The organism is Paenibacillus sp. FSL H8-0282, from assembly GCF_037963825.1.
Lineage (GTDB): Bacteria > Bacillota > Bacilli > Paenibacillales > Paenibacillaceae > Paenibacillus_AQ > Paenibacillus_AQ odorifer.
On sequence record NZ_CP150146.1, the window covers coordinates 4,396,808 to 4,414,578 of the forward strand.

At 43.2% G+C, this 17,771-nt stretch carries 13 protein-coding genes; 5 read left to right on the top strand and 8 right to left on the bottom strand.

From position 1 onward, the window contains the following. Nucleotides 1–103: 103 nt before the first annotated feature. The 3 genes from NST94_RS19025 to NST94_RS19035 all read right to left on the bottom strand — a co-directional run bounded on the left by NST94_RS19025 (nucleotide 104) and on the right by NST94_RS19035 (nucleotide 3,580). Complete coding sequence (locus tag NST94_RS19025; RefSeq protein ID WP_076301716.1) at nucleotides 104–586, bottom strand: DinB family protein; 483 nt, start codon at nucleotides 584–586, stop codon at nucleotides 104–106. Nucleotides 587–624: 38 nt separating this feature from the next. Further along, entirely contained in the window at nucleotides 625–2,091 is a 1,467-nt protein-coding gene (locus tag NST94_RS19030; protein ID WP_339281183.1) for a YdiU family protein, read from the bottom strand. Between the two features lie 199 nt (nucleotides 2,092–2,290). Then, the gene (locus NST94_RS19035; protein ID WP_076218429.1) at nucleotides 2,291–3,580 is read right to left on the bottom strand and encodes an L-serine ammonia-lyase, iron-sulfur-dependent, subunit alpha; all 1,290 of its coding nucleotides are present in this window, start codon (nucleotides 3,578–3,580) and stop codon (nucleotides 2,291–2,293) included. Between the two features lie 133 nt (nucleotides 3,581–3,713). Between NST94_RS19035 and NST94_RS19040 the strand changes: the two genes are divergently transcribed. Continuing rightward, complete coding sequence (locus tag NST94_RS19040; protein ID WP_076127292.1) at nucleotides 3,714–4,523, top strand: lipase family protein; 810 nt, start codon at nucleotides 3,714–3,716, stop codon at nucleotides 4,521–4,523. 301 nt (nucleotides 4,524–4,824) lie between these two features. Here NST94_RS19040 and NST94_RS19045 read toward each other — a convergent pair whose 3' ends face one another. After that, entirely contained in the window at nucleotides 4,825–5,166 is a 342-nt protein-coding gene (locus tag NST94_RS19045) for a DUF4181 domain-containing protein (RefSeq protein WP_036688860.1), read from the bottom strand. 426 nt (nucleotides 5,167–5,592) lie between these two features. Here NST94_RS19045 and NST94_RS19050 point away from each other — a divergent pair, with 426 nt between their 5' ends. Next, on the top strand, nucleotides 5,593–6,024 hold the full coding sequence (locus NST94_RS19050) for a flavodoxin domain-containing protein (RefSeq protein WP_076301718.1): 432 nt from the start codon (nucleotides 5,593–5,595) through the stop codon (nucleotides 6,022–6,024). Nucleotides 6,025–6,081: 57 nt separating this feature from the next. Here the strand turns inward: NST94_RS19050 and NST94_RS19055 are convergent, their stop codons facing one another. Both NST94_RS19055 and NST94_RS19060 read right to left on the bottom strand, forming a co-directional pair. Further along, on the bottom strand, nucleotides 6,082–8,154 hold the full coding sequence (locus NST94_RS19055) for a serine hydrolase domain-containing protein (RefSeq protein ID WP_076182972.1): 2,073 nt from the start codon (nucleotides 8,152–8,154) through the stop codon (nucleotides 6,082–6,084). A gap of 92 nt (nucleotides 8,155–8,246) precedes the next feature. Continuing rightward, complete coding sequence (locus NST94_RS19060; RefSeq protein ID WP_076276121.1) at nucleotides 8,247–8,969, bottom strand: MOSC domain-containing protein; 723 nt, start codon at nucleotides 8,967–8,969, stop codon at nucleotides 8,247–8,249. 197 nt (nucleotides 8,970–9,166) lie between these two features. Here NST94_RS19060 and NST94_RS19065 point away from each other — a divergent pair, with 197 nt between their 5' ends. The 3 genes from NST94_RS19065 to NST94_RS19075 all read left to right on the top strand — a co-directional run bounded on the left by NST94_RS19065 (nucleotide 9,167) and on the right by NST94_RS19075 (nucleotide 12,452). Beyond that, the gene (locus NST94_RS19065; RefSeq protein WP_256720974.1) at nucleotides 9,167–10,630 is read left to right on the top strand and encodes an ATP-binding protein; all 1,464 of its coding nucleotides are present in this window, start codon (nucleotides 9,167–9,169) and stop codon (nucleotides 10,628–10,630) included. Between the two features lie 86 nt (nucleotides 10,631–10,716). Continuing rightward, nucleotides 10,717–11,568, top strand: coding sequence for an AraC family transcriptional regulator (locus NST94_RS19070; RefSeq protein WP_076218426.1), 852 nt, complete (start codon nucleotides 10,717–10,719; stop codon nucleotides 11,566–11,568). Next, on the top strand, nucleotides 11,568–12,452 hold the full coding sequence (locus NST94_RS19075) for a DMT family transporter (protein WP_256720981.1): 885 nt from the start codon (nucleotides 11,568–11,570) through the stop codon (nucleotides 12,450–12,452). The genes NST94_RS19070 and NST94_RS19075 overlap by 1 nt, the downstream gene beginning before the upstream one ends. A gap of 81 nt (nucleotides 12,453–12,533) precedes the next feature. Here the strand turns inward: NST94_RS19075 and NST94_RS19080 are convergent, their stop codons facing one another. Both NST94_RS19080 and NST94_RS19085 read right to left on the bottom strand, forming a co-directional pair. Next, the gene (locus NST94_RS19080) at nucleotides 12,534–17,024 is read right to left on the bottom strand and encodes a hypothetical protein (RefSeq protein WP_339281184.1); all 4,491 of its coding nucleotides are present in this window, start codon (nucleotides 17,022–17,024) and stop codon (nucleotides 12,534–12,536) included. Further along, entirely contained in the window at nucleotides 17,002–17,760 is a 759-nt protein-coding gene (locus NST94_RS19085) for a DUF6063 family protein (protein ID WP_076190642.1), read from the bottom strand. Before NST94_RS19085 ends, NST94_RS19080 begins: the two co-directional genes overlap by 23 nt. Nucleotides 17,761–17,771 lie beyond the last annotated feature (11 nt).

The window sequence follows — 17,771 nt, forward strand, 5'->3', positions numbered from 1 at the left end:
AAGTATATATAAGTATTAATACGTAAAAAAAGACGAAAGCCAGATGAATGTGCATCCGCTAACGCCTTTAAAATGTCTATTCTTTAGGATTCACTTCACAATGTCACTTCACATCGCGGTTCCAGCTCTTCTGTATCTTTCGAATATAAACAATTTGGCCCACATGATAAGCATTATGGGTTGTTACATTTCCGAGGACTTCCCACCATTTACTGTCTGGAAATCCTTGAACATCAGCTTCCAATTGTTCTTTCTTAATCAATTCCTGCCAGTGTAAAAGAACCTCTAAAAGTTGTTTTTGCAGCGCTTGGAACGTTTTCCCTTCTGCAACGACAAAGGTATTATTATTACTATCCACTGGAGGAACCGCCTGAACACTGGCTTCTTTATACCTTGTTTGCCAAGTTTCATTCCAGTAAAGCAGATGCTGCACAATCTCAGCAATACTATTGCTTTCTTCCGTTACCTTCCAAAAAGCTTCTTCTTCACTTAAGTCTTTAACCGCCACTTCAAGGGGCACATACCAACTCGGATCATTCGCATTGGCCAGCAACTGATTGGCTAGAACATCATAAGCATGAAACATTCTTCCTTCCCCCATTTTCCAGATAAATTATATGCAAATCAAGTACCGCAGAATGTACGATATGGACATGCGGATTCCTCAGGAAGTGCCGAGTATTCCTCTTGTTCAGAGGAGTAGGCGTATGGGTTAGTCAAAGCTTGAAGTAACCTCTCCATCACATCGTAATCTTTCCGCTCTACCGCTGCCTCAAGCGCTTCTTCTACACGATGGTTCCGTGGAATAATCGCAGGATTGCTGCTGTGCATCAGCTTCAGCGAAGAGGTTTGTGATTCCTGCTGCCTGCTAAGTCGCGCCTGCCACAGCTCATTCCATTCCTTAAATTCAGGGGTGCCAAACAGAGCAGCATCTTCCATTACGCCTAGAGTTAAGGACCGAAATGTATTAGTGTAGTCAGCCCGATATTTTTGCATCAGTTCAAGGAGGGTATCAATCAGAGCAACATCCTCTAACTCTTCGTTAAAGATTCCCAGCTTCGCTCTCATTCCCGTTAGCCAATATTGATAGGACCGCTCCGAAAAATCTGAAATTGCCTCCTCAGCCAGCTTAATCGCCTGTGCCTGATCGTCAGCCAGCAATGGCAAGAGAGTCTCGGCAAATCTGGCGAGATTCCATGCGCCAATCCCGGGCTGATTGTGGTAAGCATAACGACCCTGCTGGTCTATGGAACTAAATACTGTCTCAGGATTATACACATCCATGAAGGCACATGGACCATAATCAATCGTTTCTCCGCTAAGGGCCATATTATCAGTATTCATCACTCCGTGAATAAAACCTACAAGCTGCCATTTGGCAATTAGCGCTGCTTGACGTTCCATTACTTCCCGAAGCAGAACAAGATATGGATTATCTTCCACAGGAGCTTCTGGATAATGTCTTTGCAACGTGTAATCAGCCAGAATACGCAGATCCTCCACAGTCCCCCATGCAGCAACATATTGGAAGGTTCCAACACGCAAATGACTGGCAGCAATCCGGGTCAGAACCGCCCCCGGCTGTTCCGTTTCCCGAATTAGCGGCTCCCCTGTAGCTACCACCGCCAAGCTGCGAGTCGTAGGAATCCCAAGTCCATGCATAGCTTCACTGATGATATATTCGCGTAACATCGGTCCAAGCGCTGCCCGGCCATCGCCACCACGAGAGTATGGGGTTCTTCCCGCACCCTTCAATTGAATATCTACACGATCACCTTGAGGGGTGATCTGTTCGCCCAGCAGCACTGCTCGACCGTCTCCCAACATGGTAAAATGTCCGAATTGATGTCCAGCATAAGCTTGTGCAAGCGACAGGGTACCTTCAGGAACTTCGTTGCCGGCAAGAATCCCAAGACCCTCCTTACTCTGTAGTGCTGTGCTATTCAGCCCAAGAGTAGTAGCCAATGGTTCATTAAAAATAATCAGTTCCGGTTTACGCACAGGCGTTGGCTTAATCCTTGTAAACATTGATTCCGGCAGATGAGTATAACTGTTCGCAAAATTCCAGCCTATATCTATTTTCTCTGTCATATTATCTCCTTTTCATACCCTCAGTCTCTATGCCTTTATTAACTCAGAATAAGTTATGTTAAAATTTAATGCAAATCTTCTCGCAGACCTATGTTTTTGCCGAAGTGTTACAAAGACCGCCCGGCTTCCTGCCATTTTATGCAGGGAACCGGGCGGTCTTAATTATGATGTTCTATCTTGTTTTCAACTTATTTGGAAGCTAATTCGCTCCGCCTTTGGAGAGCATAATATTGAGAATGGTCTTGTCAGTATCCGCCAGCCCTTCCTGAACCAAACGCTCCATGTTGCGGATGGTATCTTCCACCTCTTCGAAAATTACACCATCCTTGGTTGTAGGAGCAATGTTGTTCATAGCCAGAGTGGCTGCCTGGATCGCCGTATTGGTGGAGGTGGAAATCTTCAGCGCACAGGTAGAATTCGCACCGTCACAGATCATGCCTGACAAAGAAGCTATCGTATTCTGTATCCCATGCTTGATCTGCTCAAGACTGCCGCCCATGAGATAAATGATCCCGCTATTTGCTCCTACTCCCCCTGCAATCCCTGAACCACATAATGGGGACAAACGCCCGATATAATGTTTGATGTGCACAGTGACCAGATTGCTCAGTGCAAGCGCCCGAGCTAGCATTTCTTCATCCTTGTCCAGCAATTCCGCCAGAGCTATAACGGGAAGCGTACAGGCGATGCCTTGATTGCCACTGCCCGCAGTTGTCATCACAGGCATTGCACTGCCATCCATTCGAGCATCTGAAGCCGCTGCGGTAGCCGCGATAATTCTGTTCGCTACATCATTGCCGAACAGATTCACCGCAGATTGCTGATTCATTTTCTTACCTACTTGCAAGCCATAATCGCCTCGCAATCCCTCATCAGAGATCGCTTTGTTCATCCGCGCCCCTTCCAAGAGAAAGCTAAGGTCTGAAAAAGGAGCGGTACAGATAAACTCGAATATCTGGTCAACTGAGCCCGCATACTCTTCCGTGTCGGAAAGACCAGGCTTGCCACAGTCGGCTTTTGAATTCCGGGGTGTTATTTTCTCCCCGTCCAGAGCCAAATATTCTATATGGGTGTGCTCTCTGGCAATAATGGCAGTCGCCGTATGGTTCTGCGTAAACAATTGGGCTTCAATATATAATTTCTCAGGAGTGTCCTTTATCTCCACTTTTAGCAGCTTTCTATCCAGCAGGTCATTTGCCATCTTCAACTCAGCCTGCGTCAGACCTGACAGAATTTCCAGCTCCTTGTGAGAACGGCCGACCACCGCTCCAAGGGCTGCTGCGATGGGCAGGCCTGTCTGGCCTGTCCCGGGAATGCCCACTCCCATTGCATTTTTGATAATATTACCGCTGAGATGCAGCTGAATCCCCGTAATTTCTTCCTCGAGAAGCTCTGCCGCCAAGGAGACGGCATACGCAACTGCAATCGGCTCCGTACAGCCTTCTGCCGGCACGACTTCCTTGTGTAAAATTTCCAATAAGTTGCTCATGTATGCATTTCCCCCTTTTCTCACGCTGTTGGACTTATTTATATATAGTAACTCAGAGAGAAGTTTCAGGGAATCCTTTTTCTTAGGAAACACTCCTTCATCCCCCTAATATAGTGTAGGAAAGAAAGGCGGGATGTACGTGAGTAAGAGGGATGAGCAAGAGCAAAGGGCGATCTTTCTAGCTGCAGTCTGCGGGCAGACCTATACACAATTTTCAAATATAGATGGAGTTTTCGTCATTCCATTAGATTATCAGCTATGTCATCCCATTGAAGCACAATCCTTCAATAATGTATGGGAACGTTTCGGCTTTATTTTGGAGTCTCCACAAGAGATTATTATCGCTTTTCGGGGAACCAGTACGACGACCAATTGGATATCCAACGTCCTCGCTTCACAGGAACGGTTCAAATATCTTAAAGAAGACTCTCTCACCCATCGTGGCTTCACCAACATTTATTCTTCAGCTCGGGACGGCATCTTCTCTGCGCTCTCCAAGCTATCTCCTGACAAGACCTTATACATTACGGGCCACAGCCTCGGTGGAGCGCTCGCCACCTTATGTACCTTAGATATTGCGGCAAATACCTCTTACACCTCACCTAACCTATATACTTATGGTTCCCCACGGGTAGGTGATCCGGACTTCGTTAATATTTTCAAACAATATGTGCGGAAGAGTTACCGGTATGCCAATCTTTTTGATGTTGTAACCTACGCACCTCCACATGTCTATAAGCTCCCCAAACGGGAAAAAAAGTATTATTACAATCATGTCCATACTTTTAACTCACTGTCTTTCCAGAATGGATCTACAAGTGGTAATCACGTAATCAGCAGCTATTTCGCCGAGCTCTCCAAGCTCCAACCGGAATTCGCTCAAGAATTATGTATAACGAACCCTGGATTCTGTCCACTCGTGGCTACGAAAGCAGAAGTATAATGTGAACACAAAAAGAAGGTGCCCAACAAGCCATATGCTGGCCGCCGGAACACCTCTTTTCTTCGTATGATTCGAAACCATCAGCAGTCACAAAGTCACTAACGGACCCCATCGACTCTAACAGCAGTATATTTCCACTTTAAGAATTCCATCGGACCCCATGGCCACTATTGGCATAAAAACCCGTAATATAAGTCACATTCTAACGAATAGCTGCACTGGAGTCCGAAACGCTGCTCAAAAGGCGATTATTTAGCAATTAACATCATCTGGGTCCGATACCGGTACGAATGAAACTAGATCAGAATATAAAATAAACTAATACCACACCTAGGACTAACAGAATAAGTGAAACTATGTGCTGTTTCGTATGTTTTAGAAATTTCCAGTCGATAAACGACTGAAACCCTATTGCTACTACTATAACTACAATCCAAAACCATTTTATAACCGTACCCTCTGGGCCATCGGCAATTATTATCACAATCCCCGTAATTAATCCCACAAGTGCAAGTATAAGCTTCCCTTTTATATTAAGCTCATAACCGTCTTCAGGAAGTTTTTCTTTATCCGGGCCAACAATCCATATCCTTAGAAATAGGTTAGAAAAAGCAAGGATTATAAGTATAAGTCCAATTTTCACTTTCGTTCACCTCCACTCTTATATAGAATTCATTCGTATTTATTTCTGATCATTAGTTCTTTGATTTCTTTTAACTCATTTAATATTTCTTTTGATAGTTGCGTACTTCTAGAGTTATCGATGCCTACTTTAATCACGAATATTCCAAGCAACAAATAGATGATTAGCATTACGGTGATCCCCAATTCACGTTCACTCCTCTTATTTTTGTATATTTCATTAAAGATATAGTTAGCATTAGATTAATATTATTCCCATGATACCATAATAAGGATATCTAATTAACACTCAGGAGCTTGCCGTTGGCTTGACAAATGATCAGTATATTCGATAAAATATACTATATCTTGATAATCAAGATAATTGATATGCGAGATTTTTTCTATGCGGGAACGCGATTAATCTTAACTGAAAAGAGGGAACACAATGGCAATACTTATTCTATACGCTACAAAATCTGGAGCAACAGAACAATGTGCAAAAGTATTATCAGAAGAGCTACCTCAGAGCAAAATTTGCAATATAGAATTAGAGAAGCCGAATATCGAGGCATTTGATAGCATTATTTTAGGAGCAGGAGTAAGAGATGAAAAAATATATAAAGCCATTCGTGACTTTATCAAAAAAAATAAAGATGAGTTACTGACTAAGAAGATGGGCTACTACATTTGCAACGAGAAACCTAAGAAAACCGAAGAATTAATAGAGAAAAATTTCCCTGATGATCTGAAAGAAGCTGCGATTTGTATTGAATCTTTTGGAGGTTATAAGGCCTATAAGGCTCCAAAGGAAGGTACTGATCAGCTCAAAGGGATATTGGTAGATAAAATAAGAGAATTCTCACAAAATTTCAAATAAAAAATCCTGTTACCAAGACGAAAATCTTGATAACAGGATTCTTTTTTTTATATACGTTTATTGCGCCTTGAGGGTCACTTCAAACTTCGCACCGACATCACCTACAAATACAATTTTGCCGTTGCTAGGAAGTTTGACTTGTTTAAGACCGCTAATGGTAAAGTAATTCACACATACACCATTCTCATCATAGACGGCAAAGGAACTTTTGGTTGGCAACTCTACTGTCATTATCTTACCTGTTGCCGTTTCAGGAACTCCATACCATCTAGCATATCCATCTGATTGGATAGTTACCATAGATTGCGGGCCTGCATAAATAGGTTTAACCGCATCTTGATGTATAAACAATTGATTGCCAATCTTTAAATACTCCACACCATTTTTCTCTTCAAAAATAAGATCCGCAAGATCGCGTCCAGCGATGGTTGGGATTTGCACGGTCATTTCTGCTTTATTAGGTCCTGTTATTTTATTCGAGCCCATATAACCAGGTGCGTCAGGGAACATAGCGATTCCAGCTACCGGCATACTCATGTAATATTGGGAGCTGTACTTCTCGCTGACATCAAAATACAATTTCCCTTGGCGCTGCTGCCATGCAGTAGTGACCTCTTGAGATAGGGCATTAGGTTCAAGCTTCTCAGCTGCATATTGGGTAACGGCAGTTTCACCAAGTCCTGGAATCACCCCATACCCTTGACTCCAAAGATAGATACGGCCATTGCTCTCCTTCACAAAGCTAACTTTACTTGTACCCTCTGCATCTAAGAATTCTCCGTTCGAATTATAGGAAAATTTCTGCGCCGGCATTGTAGGAGCTATAATTGAAGATATACTCAATTCCCCAGTTTTACTAACCTCTATCTTCATCAGTTGCGTAGAATCACCATAGACACCCGCATAGTTTAGCAATTCTTGCGGCATATCCTCTTTGTTCGAAGTTTTAAATGTAGGTGTAGCTTTCAGTTCCTTAATAACTCCCTTTTCCTGTAAAGCGCTGAGTAAAATTTCGTTGGCAAGCATCTGGTCCGTTGTACTTGATCCGCCAGAAGATATTACTGCTGCTGCCATCTGCTGCTCGGGCAATACAACTAATGAGGTATGATACAGACCTGTATCTCCACCCTTTGTCAAAGCCTTGATTTCGTACTGGTTAAATGGATATAAGTTCACACTGTCCCAGCCTAATCCATAAGCTAACGAATTATCGGCTCCTTTAGGCCATATTCCACGCTTATATTCCTCTTGTTCCATCGCTTTTACAGACTTTTCTGACAAAATGCCAGTCGATTGGCCTGTAAAAATAGTTGCAAAACGCACCAAATCCTCAGCAGTGGAATAGATACCACCTGTTCCAATCACGTTAATGGTTTCTTTGGGTAAAGCTGCTGAGTAGGTAGCATTATAGACACTAGCCAGCTGAGAAGAAGCTACAGAATCTACAGGCGTTTTCGTATGTTCAAGCCCTAGAGGTTCTGTGAAATTTTGATGAATGAATGTGGTAAAGTCCGTGCCACTGACCTTTTCAACAATCAACTCAGCCAACGTAAATCCATCATTACAATATACTGAGTAGGCGCCTGGATCGGCCTTCAGACGTTGTGTTGACAAAGTCTCTAGCAAACTATCTTTTGCAATAGGATCGGAATCATTAAATAAGAAAGAATTGGATAAGTTCGAGCCAGCAAGACCTGATGAATGATTCAACAGCATCCGTACAGTGATTTGCTTATAACGAGAATCTTCCATCGTAAAATTATTCAAATAAGATACGACTGAACCGTCCAAATCTACTTTTCCTTGCTCAACAAGCTTCATAATAGAAGCTGTTGTATACATTTTACTCGTCGAGCCAATACCATACATCGTTGTGACGCTTGGTGCTGTCTTACTCTCCACATGGCTAAATCCAGATTGACCGCTCACAACGATATTATCGCCATCAATAAGAGCATATTGGAGACTAGTCGTCCCCAGCTTCTCCGTTAAGAACGCCGCCTTCTCTGCTGCCACTTTCTGAGTGTTCACATACGTTTGCCCTTTGCTGCTATCCGCTGCTAAAACACTAGTAGGGACATACACCAATAGAAGCAATGCAACTAATAAGGATGCCAAATTTTTCTTCATACATAACCTCCCGATATGAAATCGTCATCCTTTAAAGGATAATTTATCCATGGAGTAATGTAAAGGAAGTTTATACTATTAGGATTATATAACTAATCTACTATTTCTACTTTATCTCCGATTCGAATTTCCCCTGTTTTGATTACAGAGGCATAGACTCCGAAATGCAAATCAAACTCTTTATGTAATTTTTTCAAAAGCACTGGGTCCTTCTGGAGACTATCCGGGTCCATCGTAATCACAACACATCTCTCACAAAAACTATCTACCTGTAGCTGTACATCCCCAATGTTGAGCCGGCGTCCAATCCAATCTCCTTCAAAAAGAGAATCATCATTCAGCGCGATAACAAAATTCCCGCGAAAACGACGTTGATCCAAGGAATGCCCCCAGGTTGCCTCCAGTTTTTTTAAGCTGGCATCCGTAATGAGTAGAATACTAGCGCCATCCACGGATAGGAGTTGCGGATGTTCTGGCTGTGGATGTGCAGCTTTTAGACCAGACATAGTGATTGGAGTTTTGGTTTGGCTTTGGATTTCTTCCAATAGATTATCATCCCATCCAAAGGTTCGCCCGTCTGATGCCGTTACATGGATTTGTCCATCTATAAATTGCGCTTGATAGGTAAGCATATTCGGTATATTTCTAGCGGTGATATATCTTCGCCAGCCCTCTTTTGACTCATCGTAAAAGGAGCAAAAACGGTCACCAAGCATTCCATACGGTTCAATCATACAGCTTTCTAATTTTTCACCCGCAAATGACTTGACCGGGTAACGATTAATTCCTTGAATTTCACCAACAACTGATAACATAATACAACGCCTCCACTTGTCTTAAAATGCAACGTATCTTCCTATTCTACCTGATTTTATTTAACTGTTGTATGAATATCTAATAACCCAGAAATTTTATATGTTTTATTGAGTTATATGTTTTATACTATGACTGTTAGACATATTGCATTTTGAAATAACACTCACTCCCCCATAAAGAAGAGAGGTAACCTGCTGTGCGGACAAATGATTTTCAAGGTTTTGACTTTGTTTTTACTCAAGCCGTGATGGGTATGGCCCTTATTTCGCTTGATGGAACGTTCCTAAAACTGAATTCAGCATTATGCGACCTCTTGGGGTATGATGAAACCGAATTAACGACACCCTCTCCAACCGTCCGTACCCTATTAGATCAGATTCATAAATTCAATTCATTAGGAAGTTCTCTTCCACCTACGAGCACTGATCCGCAGAGACTCGAAGTAGATTATTTCCATCCCACCGGACGCCGGTTATCTTTAAAGGTCTCCATATCTATCCTTCTGGGTGACAATGGTCAACCCATATATTATTTTACTCAATTCGAGAATAAAACCCTGATCAGGGAAATGGAGACTCAGCTTCAGGTTGTGAATTCCCATCTACTTGAAAAAGAGAGCTCTTTTCTACAGCTGCTGGAGGAACTGCCTCAGCCCGTGCTTATCACTAGGGGAGGGATTGTTCTGTATGCAAATTCGGCAGGTTTACAATTAATCCATGCGGAAAGCCTAGATCAAGTGCTTGGTCTATCGACTATGGATATTGTAGACTACTCTAATTATGAAATTCTCTCAGAACGAAGAAAGAAATTCAACACTGATAGAACAACAGGTTCTGTCTGCTACCTGATTAATTGTTTAAATAACCAGCAGAAATATGTAGATGGGATTACATTGCCGATCATTTATGAGGGAAACGAAGCCTACATTGGCATATTCAAAGATATATCCGAGCAAGTATTGGAAGATGAACGACTGATACAGTCCGAGAAATTATCCACAGCAGGACAGTTAGCAGCTGGAATCGCTCATGAAATACGGAATCCTCTTACAGCCATTAATGGCTTTATGAAGCTACTGCGCTCTTCCGAGCGGATGAATGATAAATATATTTCCATTATTGAGTCAGAATTGAAACGCATCGAGTTCATCGTCAACGAACTGCTTGTCTTATCTAAACCCCAAACCACTCATATTAGTAAACCAGTGGATTTATTGTCTTTGCTGGAACAAGTCACCACACTAATGAATGGACAAGCTGCCCTAAAAAATCTCAAGATCCTCCCTGTCTGTACTGATCAATCCATTTGGATCAATGGTGAGGCTTATCAGATGAAGCAGGTATTTATTAACTTACTTAAAAATGCGATGGAAGCAATGAATCATGGGGGAAACATCTATATTCATGTGCAAACCTATGACAGAGAAGCCCGAATCAGTGTGCAGGATGAAGGCTGTGGGATGACAGAGGAACAGATCAATGCCCTCGGCAAACCATTTTATACGACCAAAGAAACAGGAACAGGCTTAGGTTATATGATCACACAAAATATTATACATAATCATGGCGGAGCGATCTCTATAGAAAGTATTCTGGAGCAAGGAACAACTTTTACTGTGAGTATTCCAACGATCATTACACCTGAGGAACCTATCATGTAGAAGATGAGGTATCGCAACATCATGCAAGAATGCCCCTAATTTTCACATTATAATGGTTATACATAATTGGAAAAGAAGGTGCAGCAATGACTCGTGAAGTTCGAACAGTTGTTTTCGATCGTGACTTAAAATTTGAGGCCTATCGATTCGAAGGTATTATGCAGAAGTTTCCCAACCATTTTCATGACTATTATGTCATAGGTTTTATTGAACAAGGAAAAAGACATCTGCTATGTAACCAAGAAGAGCATATTCTTAACAGCGGAGATGTGGTCATCTTTAATCCGGCGGATCCCCATGCCTGTGAACAGATAGACGGGAGAACGCTTGACTATCGCTGCATCAATATTCAGCCGGAAGTCATGCGTGAGTATGTGCTAGAAATTACCGGCATAGACTACTTACCGCGGTTCACACACAATGTCCTCTACCAAAGTGAACTGTCGAGCCCTTTACACGATCTGCACCAAATGATATTAGAGGATCAATCCGATTTTCAAAAAGAAGAGTTGTTTCTATTTCTCCTTGAGCAGCTTCTGAGAGAATACACGGAGACAGAAACCCTCTGTCCCGCTCAAGAGCCTACTTCTGAAATTAAAATCATTTGCGAATACATAGAGTTACATTATGCGCAGAACATTACGCTGAACCAGCTAAGTGAATTGAGCGGCTTAAGTAAATATTACTTGCTGCGTTTATTTACCAGACAGAAAGGAATATCACCTTACCGTTACTTGGAAACTATTCGCATCAACCACGCCAAAAGGCTTTTAGAACAAGGAATATTGCCAATAGAAGTGGCCTCTCTAACCGGATTCAGTGATCAGAGCCATTTCACAAATTTTTTTAAAAGACTCATAGGCTTAACCCCTAAGCAATATATGCGTATATTTGTTCAACAAACGGGAGTAAAGTCATCAATGGAACTTACGAAATGATAAATCAACGCAAGATTAACACAGGACATCTGCTGGCATTGCTTACGATTTTAATCTGGGGAACCACCTTTATCTCCACAAAAATACTGTTAAAAGACTTTACGCCTGTGGAAATTCTGTTCTTCCGTTTTCTTATTGGGTACTTTGTACTGTTACTGATCTATTCACGTCCAATCCGAACTACATCCTTTAAAGAGGAATTACTCTTTATCTCAGCAGGTCTTTGTGGAGTCACGTTATATTTTCTTATAGAAAATATTGCCCTAGTCTATACCCTTGCATCCAATGTAGGTGTGATTGTCTCCATCGCTCCATTTTTCACGGCGGTTATCGCTCACTTCTTTTTAGAAGAAGAGAAATTTCATAGGCAGTTTTTTATAGGATTTTTGATAGCCTTGGCAGGAATTATATTAATTGGGCTGAACGGGAGTTATCTTCTGCCACTGAACCCCATCGGCGACTTGCTGGCATTGCTGGCACCTGTGGTTTGGGCAATATATTCAGTGTTGATGCGAAAAATAAGCCTACTAAAGGTTCATACTATAGGGGCTACCCGCAGAGTATTTTTCTATGGTCTGCTGTTTATGCTGCCTACTCTGTTTCTGTTTGATTTCCAGCTGGGTCTGAGTAGATTCAAAGAGATTTCAAATGTAGCTCACCTGCTTTTCTTAGGTCTGGGTGCCTCGGCACTGTGTTTTTTGACTTGGAATAAAGCTGTAGGGATTCTGGGGGCTGTAAAAACAAGTGTATACATCTATATTGTGCCTGTAATTACAGTGGCAGCTTCTGCCCTTGTTCTGAATGAAAAGATCACCTGGGCAATCCTGACGGGAACTTTTTTAACGCTCACCGGTTCATATATTTCCGAACGCAAACCTAAATAACCACACCATCTTTAACATTTAATAAAAAGAAGCCCCAGCAGCGTGATGCATACTGGAGCTTCTTTAAGTTTCATTCCATACTCAGAACAACGAGACAGGAATAAGCTTTCTTCCTCCCTTGATCAGGGTCGATTCCAGCATGTCCCCTTTGACGCCTCCAAAATAAAGCTGCCAATATACGCCAAAACGCACGCTGACATCATTCTTCACCAGCTCCGGCGGCGTAACAATCAGCCATTGGAATTTGAGTGCCTTGGAAATTTCGAAGACGGGGTCAAGCACGTTATTGGAGACCATTTCTCCGAAAGGATTGTCATATAAAAAGACCGTCCAGCCTTTATTCTCACGATTCACCCGTTTATGCGTCATGATCATCATTGCGACCAGCAGCTGTACAGATTGACGTTGCCCACCACTGCCGACTGCTTCATCCAGTGCGCCGCGATTAATAATCTCCCAGTCCGAATAATGATAATCTTCCGGTGCGGCGTAGAGGAAATAATTCTCCGTTACCGGTTTATACACTTGAAGTATCGGAAAGCGGTTCTGCAGCGCCGCATAGACAATTCGTCCGTCATTAATAACCTCTTTGATTACCAGCGCCGGCACTTGTTCTATCTTTGGATACTTTTTGAGCAATTCATTGATGCATTGATTGAAGTAGTCACTCACCATCGGCTCTACCTCATCGCTTGTTCTTGGCACATTGATATTCTTGTAATTCAGACGTACCAGCGGGAAGGCATAATTATTCTCGTTATGAATAATCATCCGGCGTTCCATTCGCTTCATAATATCAATGATTTGTACCACTCGTAGAGATGCCCGGCCAACCCACATCTTGCGGGAGAGATCCATGCCTTCCTTATCGCTTTGAATGCTCTCGATCTGATCGCGCGAACTGCGTAGCATGGAATCTAGGACTTGCAGTGCAATGGCGAAATTATCCCAATGGACCGTATTCAATCGATCTAGAATCTTGGTCTCCAGTTCGGAATTCCGTTCATTTTTCGCAAGTTTTTCGGTTAAGGAATTTTTCTCTTCCTTCACCTTTTTGGAGATCTCATCCTGTCTAATCCGGCTATCCTTAATGCGGAGAAGCCAGTCGGCTACTAGAGGCTCGCAGCTTTCTCTAACCCTCAGCGTTATTTCTTCTGGCACACTCCGTAGGTTGACGCGATCCTCAATATGCGCGTTCATTATTTTGATTTGATTGGATAAAGTCTGAAGGAGGACATCGATTCGGTCCAAGGATCTTTTACACTGATTAAGCATAAGCTCATTCGCTTGGCAGCGCTCCTGAATTTCTGTCTCCTTATCCCCTAGCGCCTCATTCCAAAGCTCCACGGCACGTTCATGTTTCTCTTTGATCCCCTTCTCTACTTTGCGCAACTCTTTCTGCAAGTTCTCCAATTCAGTCTGGCAGCGGATGTAACCGTCGTGAACAATCTGATAGTCTTCCTCCAACGAAGTAGTATCCGTCTTTTGGCGATTTCTTGCAGCCATAATGGTCTCAGACGTTTCCGTAGGTTCAGTCGCCTTCCGCCAATTCACATCCACTTGATTCAGGCTGGATTCAAGCTCAGCCAGATTCTCGCTTGCTGCTTTAATCTGTGCAGCTCTTGTCCGAACTTCCAGTTCATTTTCAGTTAATGATTGCTGTAGACTTTCCACGGTACTGAGCTGCTGCAAGAGAAGATTCTGCTCTACAGGATCTACAGGTATGACTTCTCCTTCATCAGAAAGCTGGTGGTCTGTTGGGAAAACAATCTCAGGAAACCATCGTTGCAGTCTGGGGAACAACGCATATTCGGTTTCTCTCGTCCATTTATTGCGTTGTCCACTCAAGCTTTCCATTTGCACCTTTAGGTGTTCAAGCTGCTGATCTTTACCTGCTAACTCTTTGCTCACCAGATTCTTTCGTTCGATTATTTTTTGTTTTTCCTTATAATCTTGTTCCTGTTTCTTCGTCCGTTCAATCCAAGCTTGCAGAACCCCCGCTCTCTGCTCATGCTCCACACTTAGAACTTTGTTCTCAGCGAGCTCCCGTCCGATCCGGGTAAGCGTCCCTTCGTTCTCATCCATCTCATTGCTCAGATTGTTAATGCTCTGCTGAAGTTCAGCCTGCAGTTTAATAAGGGCATCATGCTTGGCTGTAAGCGTCATGGTATTCTCAGTTTGGAATAAACGTTCATATTCTTGACGCACCGATTTTAACTTAGATAAATAAGCTTCAGAGTCCTGAAGGATCTGCTCCTGTTCTTTGAGCTTCCCCTGAATACTGCTCTTCCAATCCTGGAAACGATCCGGCTGCAAGACCATTTGCGGCCCTTGATTCGCAAAAAGCATGAAGGATGCTTGATACGGAGCTGCCATCTCTTCACGGATAAAGATCGGCACCGCTGATTTAAGCAAGGTGTCCTTCATCAGTTCCGGCTGAATTTTATCAGCTTCGCGCCGGGTCATAATCAAACTATATGGAAGTAACGGATATTGCTCCAGTTCTTCCTCACGTTCAAGATACGGACGGTCATTTAAGTAGGAACTACCTAGTGTTGATTGAATCTTTAACGAATCGAGTGTATCTTTGACCGTCAGAATATCTGAATTGGGTAGCCAGTAGGATTGGTTCTGAAGTTCCACATCCATGAGCTGATTATAGTAATCCCTTCTGGAACGTTTAGTCTGTTGCTCTACTTCATCTATTTTTCGGATAAAACGTGCCGGGATAACATCTTGTTCTTCAAAAAGGCCAGTAGCTCCTAAACGATTATGCTCTTCATACATTTCCAGCAGTACAACGAGCTGTGACCATAATTGGGATTCTTTCTGAGTCTGTGACTCAAGCAGAACCCCAAGCTCGTCCGCTTCACGCTCATAAGAACGCCGTTTCTCACTCAGCTCAGCATGACTCTTATGCAGTGCCAGCTTCCGAATCTCTTCCTGCTTGTGCTGTTCTTCCAAGTCTCCAATGTCTTCAAGAATCGTTTTGGCCGCTGAGATCGTACGCTGCAGGGTAGCTGCCGGAGAATGGGCGGCATCCTGCCCATATTGGGCTGCGAATGCTCCGAGTTCTTCCGTGTATTGCCGAATAGATAAGGTCAAATCATTGATCTGATTATCCAGCCCGGCCAGCTCTACCAAGAAACTTTCCCTTTCCTTGCGCAATCTTCTCTCTTCCGCCGTTAGGTCTTGCTGTGCTGTCCCAAACTCTCTGATCGTTTGCTGCCAGAGATTAAATACCACATTCCACTGTTTCCGCAGCTGTTCCTTGGCTGCCTGAATGACCTCTTGCCGTTCTTTCATCTCCAGAGAACCTTCGATAGCTTGAATTTCTTTTTGCCACTGCTCAATTTGCCGGGTATGGAGCAACCGTTTAGCCAGAAAATAAGCTACTTCAAGCTTCTTCTCTTGCGCTTTGGAATCCTCCAGCCGACCACGCGCACGGCTCTGATCATCACTGAGCTTCTTAAACTCTTCTTGCTTCAGTTCCGTTTCTTCCTTACTGCGTAAGTATTTAAGATTGTCTGTCTCAAAGCGCAATTGCTTCGCATCCTGATAACGTCCAGCCAGTTCATCAGCAATCTTACTTCGCTCAGCTTCTGCATTTCTCTGCTCTTCATAGCTAACCGTATAGATTTGGCGTCCACGTAATTCAGTTTCTTGAACTACGTTTTCTGCTTCCACGCCTAGTTTTACCAGCTCATAAAGTGGTGCAGCCATACTAAGAAACTCTGTATAGACCTGCTCCCGCTGTTCAAGCATCGGCAAGCGCTGAGCCACTGTTGCTGTATCGATAAACATCCGCTGCAGCGTATTGTCGTCTTCCTTTAATCCTTCATTCAGACTAGATCCGATTTCAGGAATAATCAGCTTTTCGAACAAGTTATGATTGGTGAAGGCATCATTTTTTTTAAAATAACCTTTGATACCGCCCTCTTCACCATTGATCCGCCGCATATTACGCCACTCGGCGATATGGATATCCCGGGTAGCCAGGTAGTCATAATATCTTTTCAAATCCGAGCTATGGCTGCCAAAAGGTACAATCTCTCCCCGCCGATCGCGCACAAATTGCTGGATCGTTTCAAAACTCGTAGGTTCAGCAGTCACCTCGTCAAATAACGGCAACGTTGATAGCGTAAGTTCAGCCGCTTCACCGTAATCTGTAAGTGCGTACAGCAAGTAATCCACTTTGATATCCTGCTGATCAAGCGAATTATGTGCCGTCATAGCGATTCCCGTGGTCATATACTCATTGCGCTCATTGTTGTCGAGATGCCATTCGATAGCTACGTGAAAAGTGTACGGTTTAAGTTGTTTTTTATGATTATGAAAAAAAGCCTCAACCTGGTTCTCACCGTCTTTGCCCCATGGTGTTTTGGGCATCAATAGCTGGAAAATAGATTGCAGCAGTACGCCCTTTCCACCGCCATTCATGAGCGTAATAAGCGTATTAGCGGGTCCCTCTTCGTTACAGAGGTCCAGAATCATGTCGTCGTATTTCTTGAGCATCTTCTCGTATTTAAGTCCTGTAATTCGTATGCGTTCAATCCGCGGCATAGGTAGCACCGTCTTTCTCAGCTAAAGTTCTTCCAATGAGGCTCTTTAATTCCTGGTATCGATCGACATCATGATATAAATAACGCATTCTCTCATAAAGCTCTTCCCGAGGAAAGATACGCTTCTCTGTCTCAGAGATGAATACGAGCTTCTCCTCCTCCAGAAGTTTCATGCCTTCATGAATCAGCCCAATTCGTGAGCCTGCGCCTCTGGTCAGAAGATCACTCTCTTCCTGACTCTTAGTCTGCATGTAAAGACTGGTCCATACCTTAAACATCGCTTGGATATCAAGCTGCCACTGCTGGCTGAATCGTCCTTCCTCATCCATCTGAATCCACGTCTGAAAGAGAGAGGACACCTGATCAGCAATTTGAATATAGGACATACTGTCCTGCCCCGACTTAAAATGAGTCTCATCCTGATCCATTTCGGCCAGAAAAACCAGAATAATAATATTGATAATATGTAAGTGAGTTTTACGCTCAACACGTGAATATTTGTTCTTCAACTGGGTGAAATTGGTTGCAAACACTGACCCCAGCGGATTAACTAGCAGATGGAGACGGTGCCCGGAATTCATCACCCGACAGCCCCCTTCTTTAGCAACGTACTGAAGTGCATCATAAGTTCCTGCATCCTGAAGGCATTCTGCCGCTGCAGGGTCATCGAGAGGAATTACTTTTTTACGGAGCAATTCAAAAAATAGCCGCGAAGCTTGCTGTACCTGTTCTAATGTATAACTCATGTTAGTAACTT

Coding starts and splice junctions, on each gene's coding strand:
- NST94_RS19025 (WP_076301716.1), bottom strand. CDS start 586: ATGTTTCATGCTTATGATGTTCTAGCCAATCAGTTGCTGGCCAATGCG.
- NST94_RS19030 (WP_339281183.1), bottom strand. CDS start 2,091: ATGACAGAGAAAATAGATATAGGCTGGAATTTTGCGAACAGTTATACT.
- NST94_RS19035 (WP_076218429.1), bottom strand. CDS start 3,580: ATGAGCAACTTATTGGAAATTTTACACAAGGAAGTCGTGCCGGCAGAA.
- NST94_RS19040 (WP_076127292.1), top strand. CDS start 3,714: ATGTACGTGAGTAAGAGGGATGAGCAAGAGCAAAGGGCGATCTTTCTA.
- NST94_RS19050 (WP_076301718.1), top strand. CDS start 5,593: ATGGCAATACTTATTCTATACGCTACAAAATCTGGAGCAACAGAACAA.
- NST94_RS19055 (WP_076182972.1), bottom strand. CDS start 8,154: ATGAAGAAAAATTTGGCATCCTTATTAGTTGCATTGCTTCTATTGGTG.
- NST94_RS19060 (WP_076276121.1), bottom strand. CDS start 8,969: ATGTTATCAGTTGTTGGTGAAATTCAAGGAATTAATCGTTACCCGGTC.
- NST94_RS19070 (WP_076218426.1), top strand. CDS start 10,717: ATGACTCGTGAAGTTCGAACAGTTGTTTTCGATCGTGACTTAAAATTT.
- NST94_RS19085 (WP_076190642.1), bottom strand. CDS start 17,760: ATGAGTTATACATTAGAACAGGTACAGCAAGCTTCGCGGCTATTTTTT.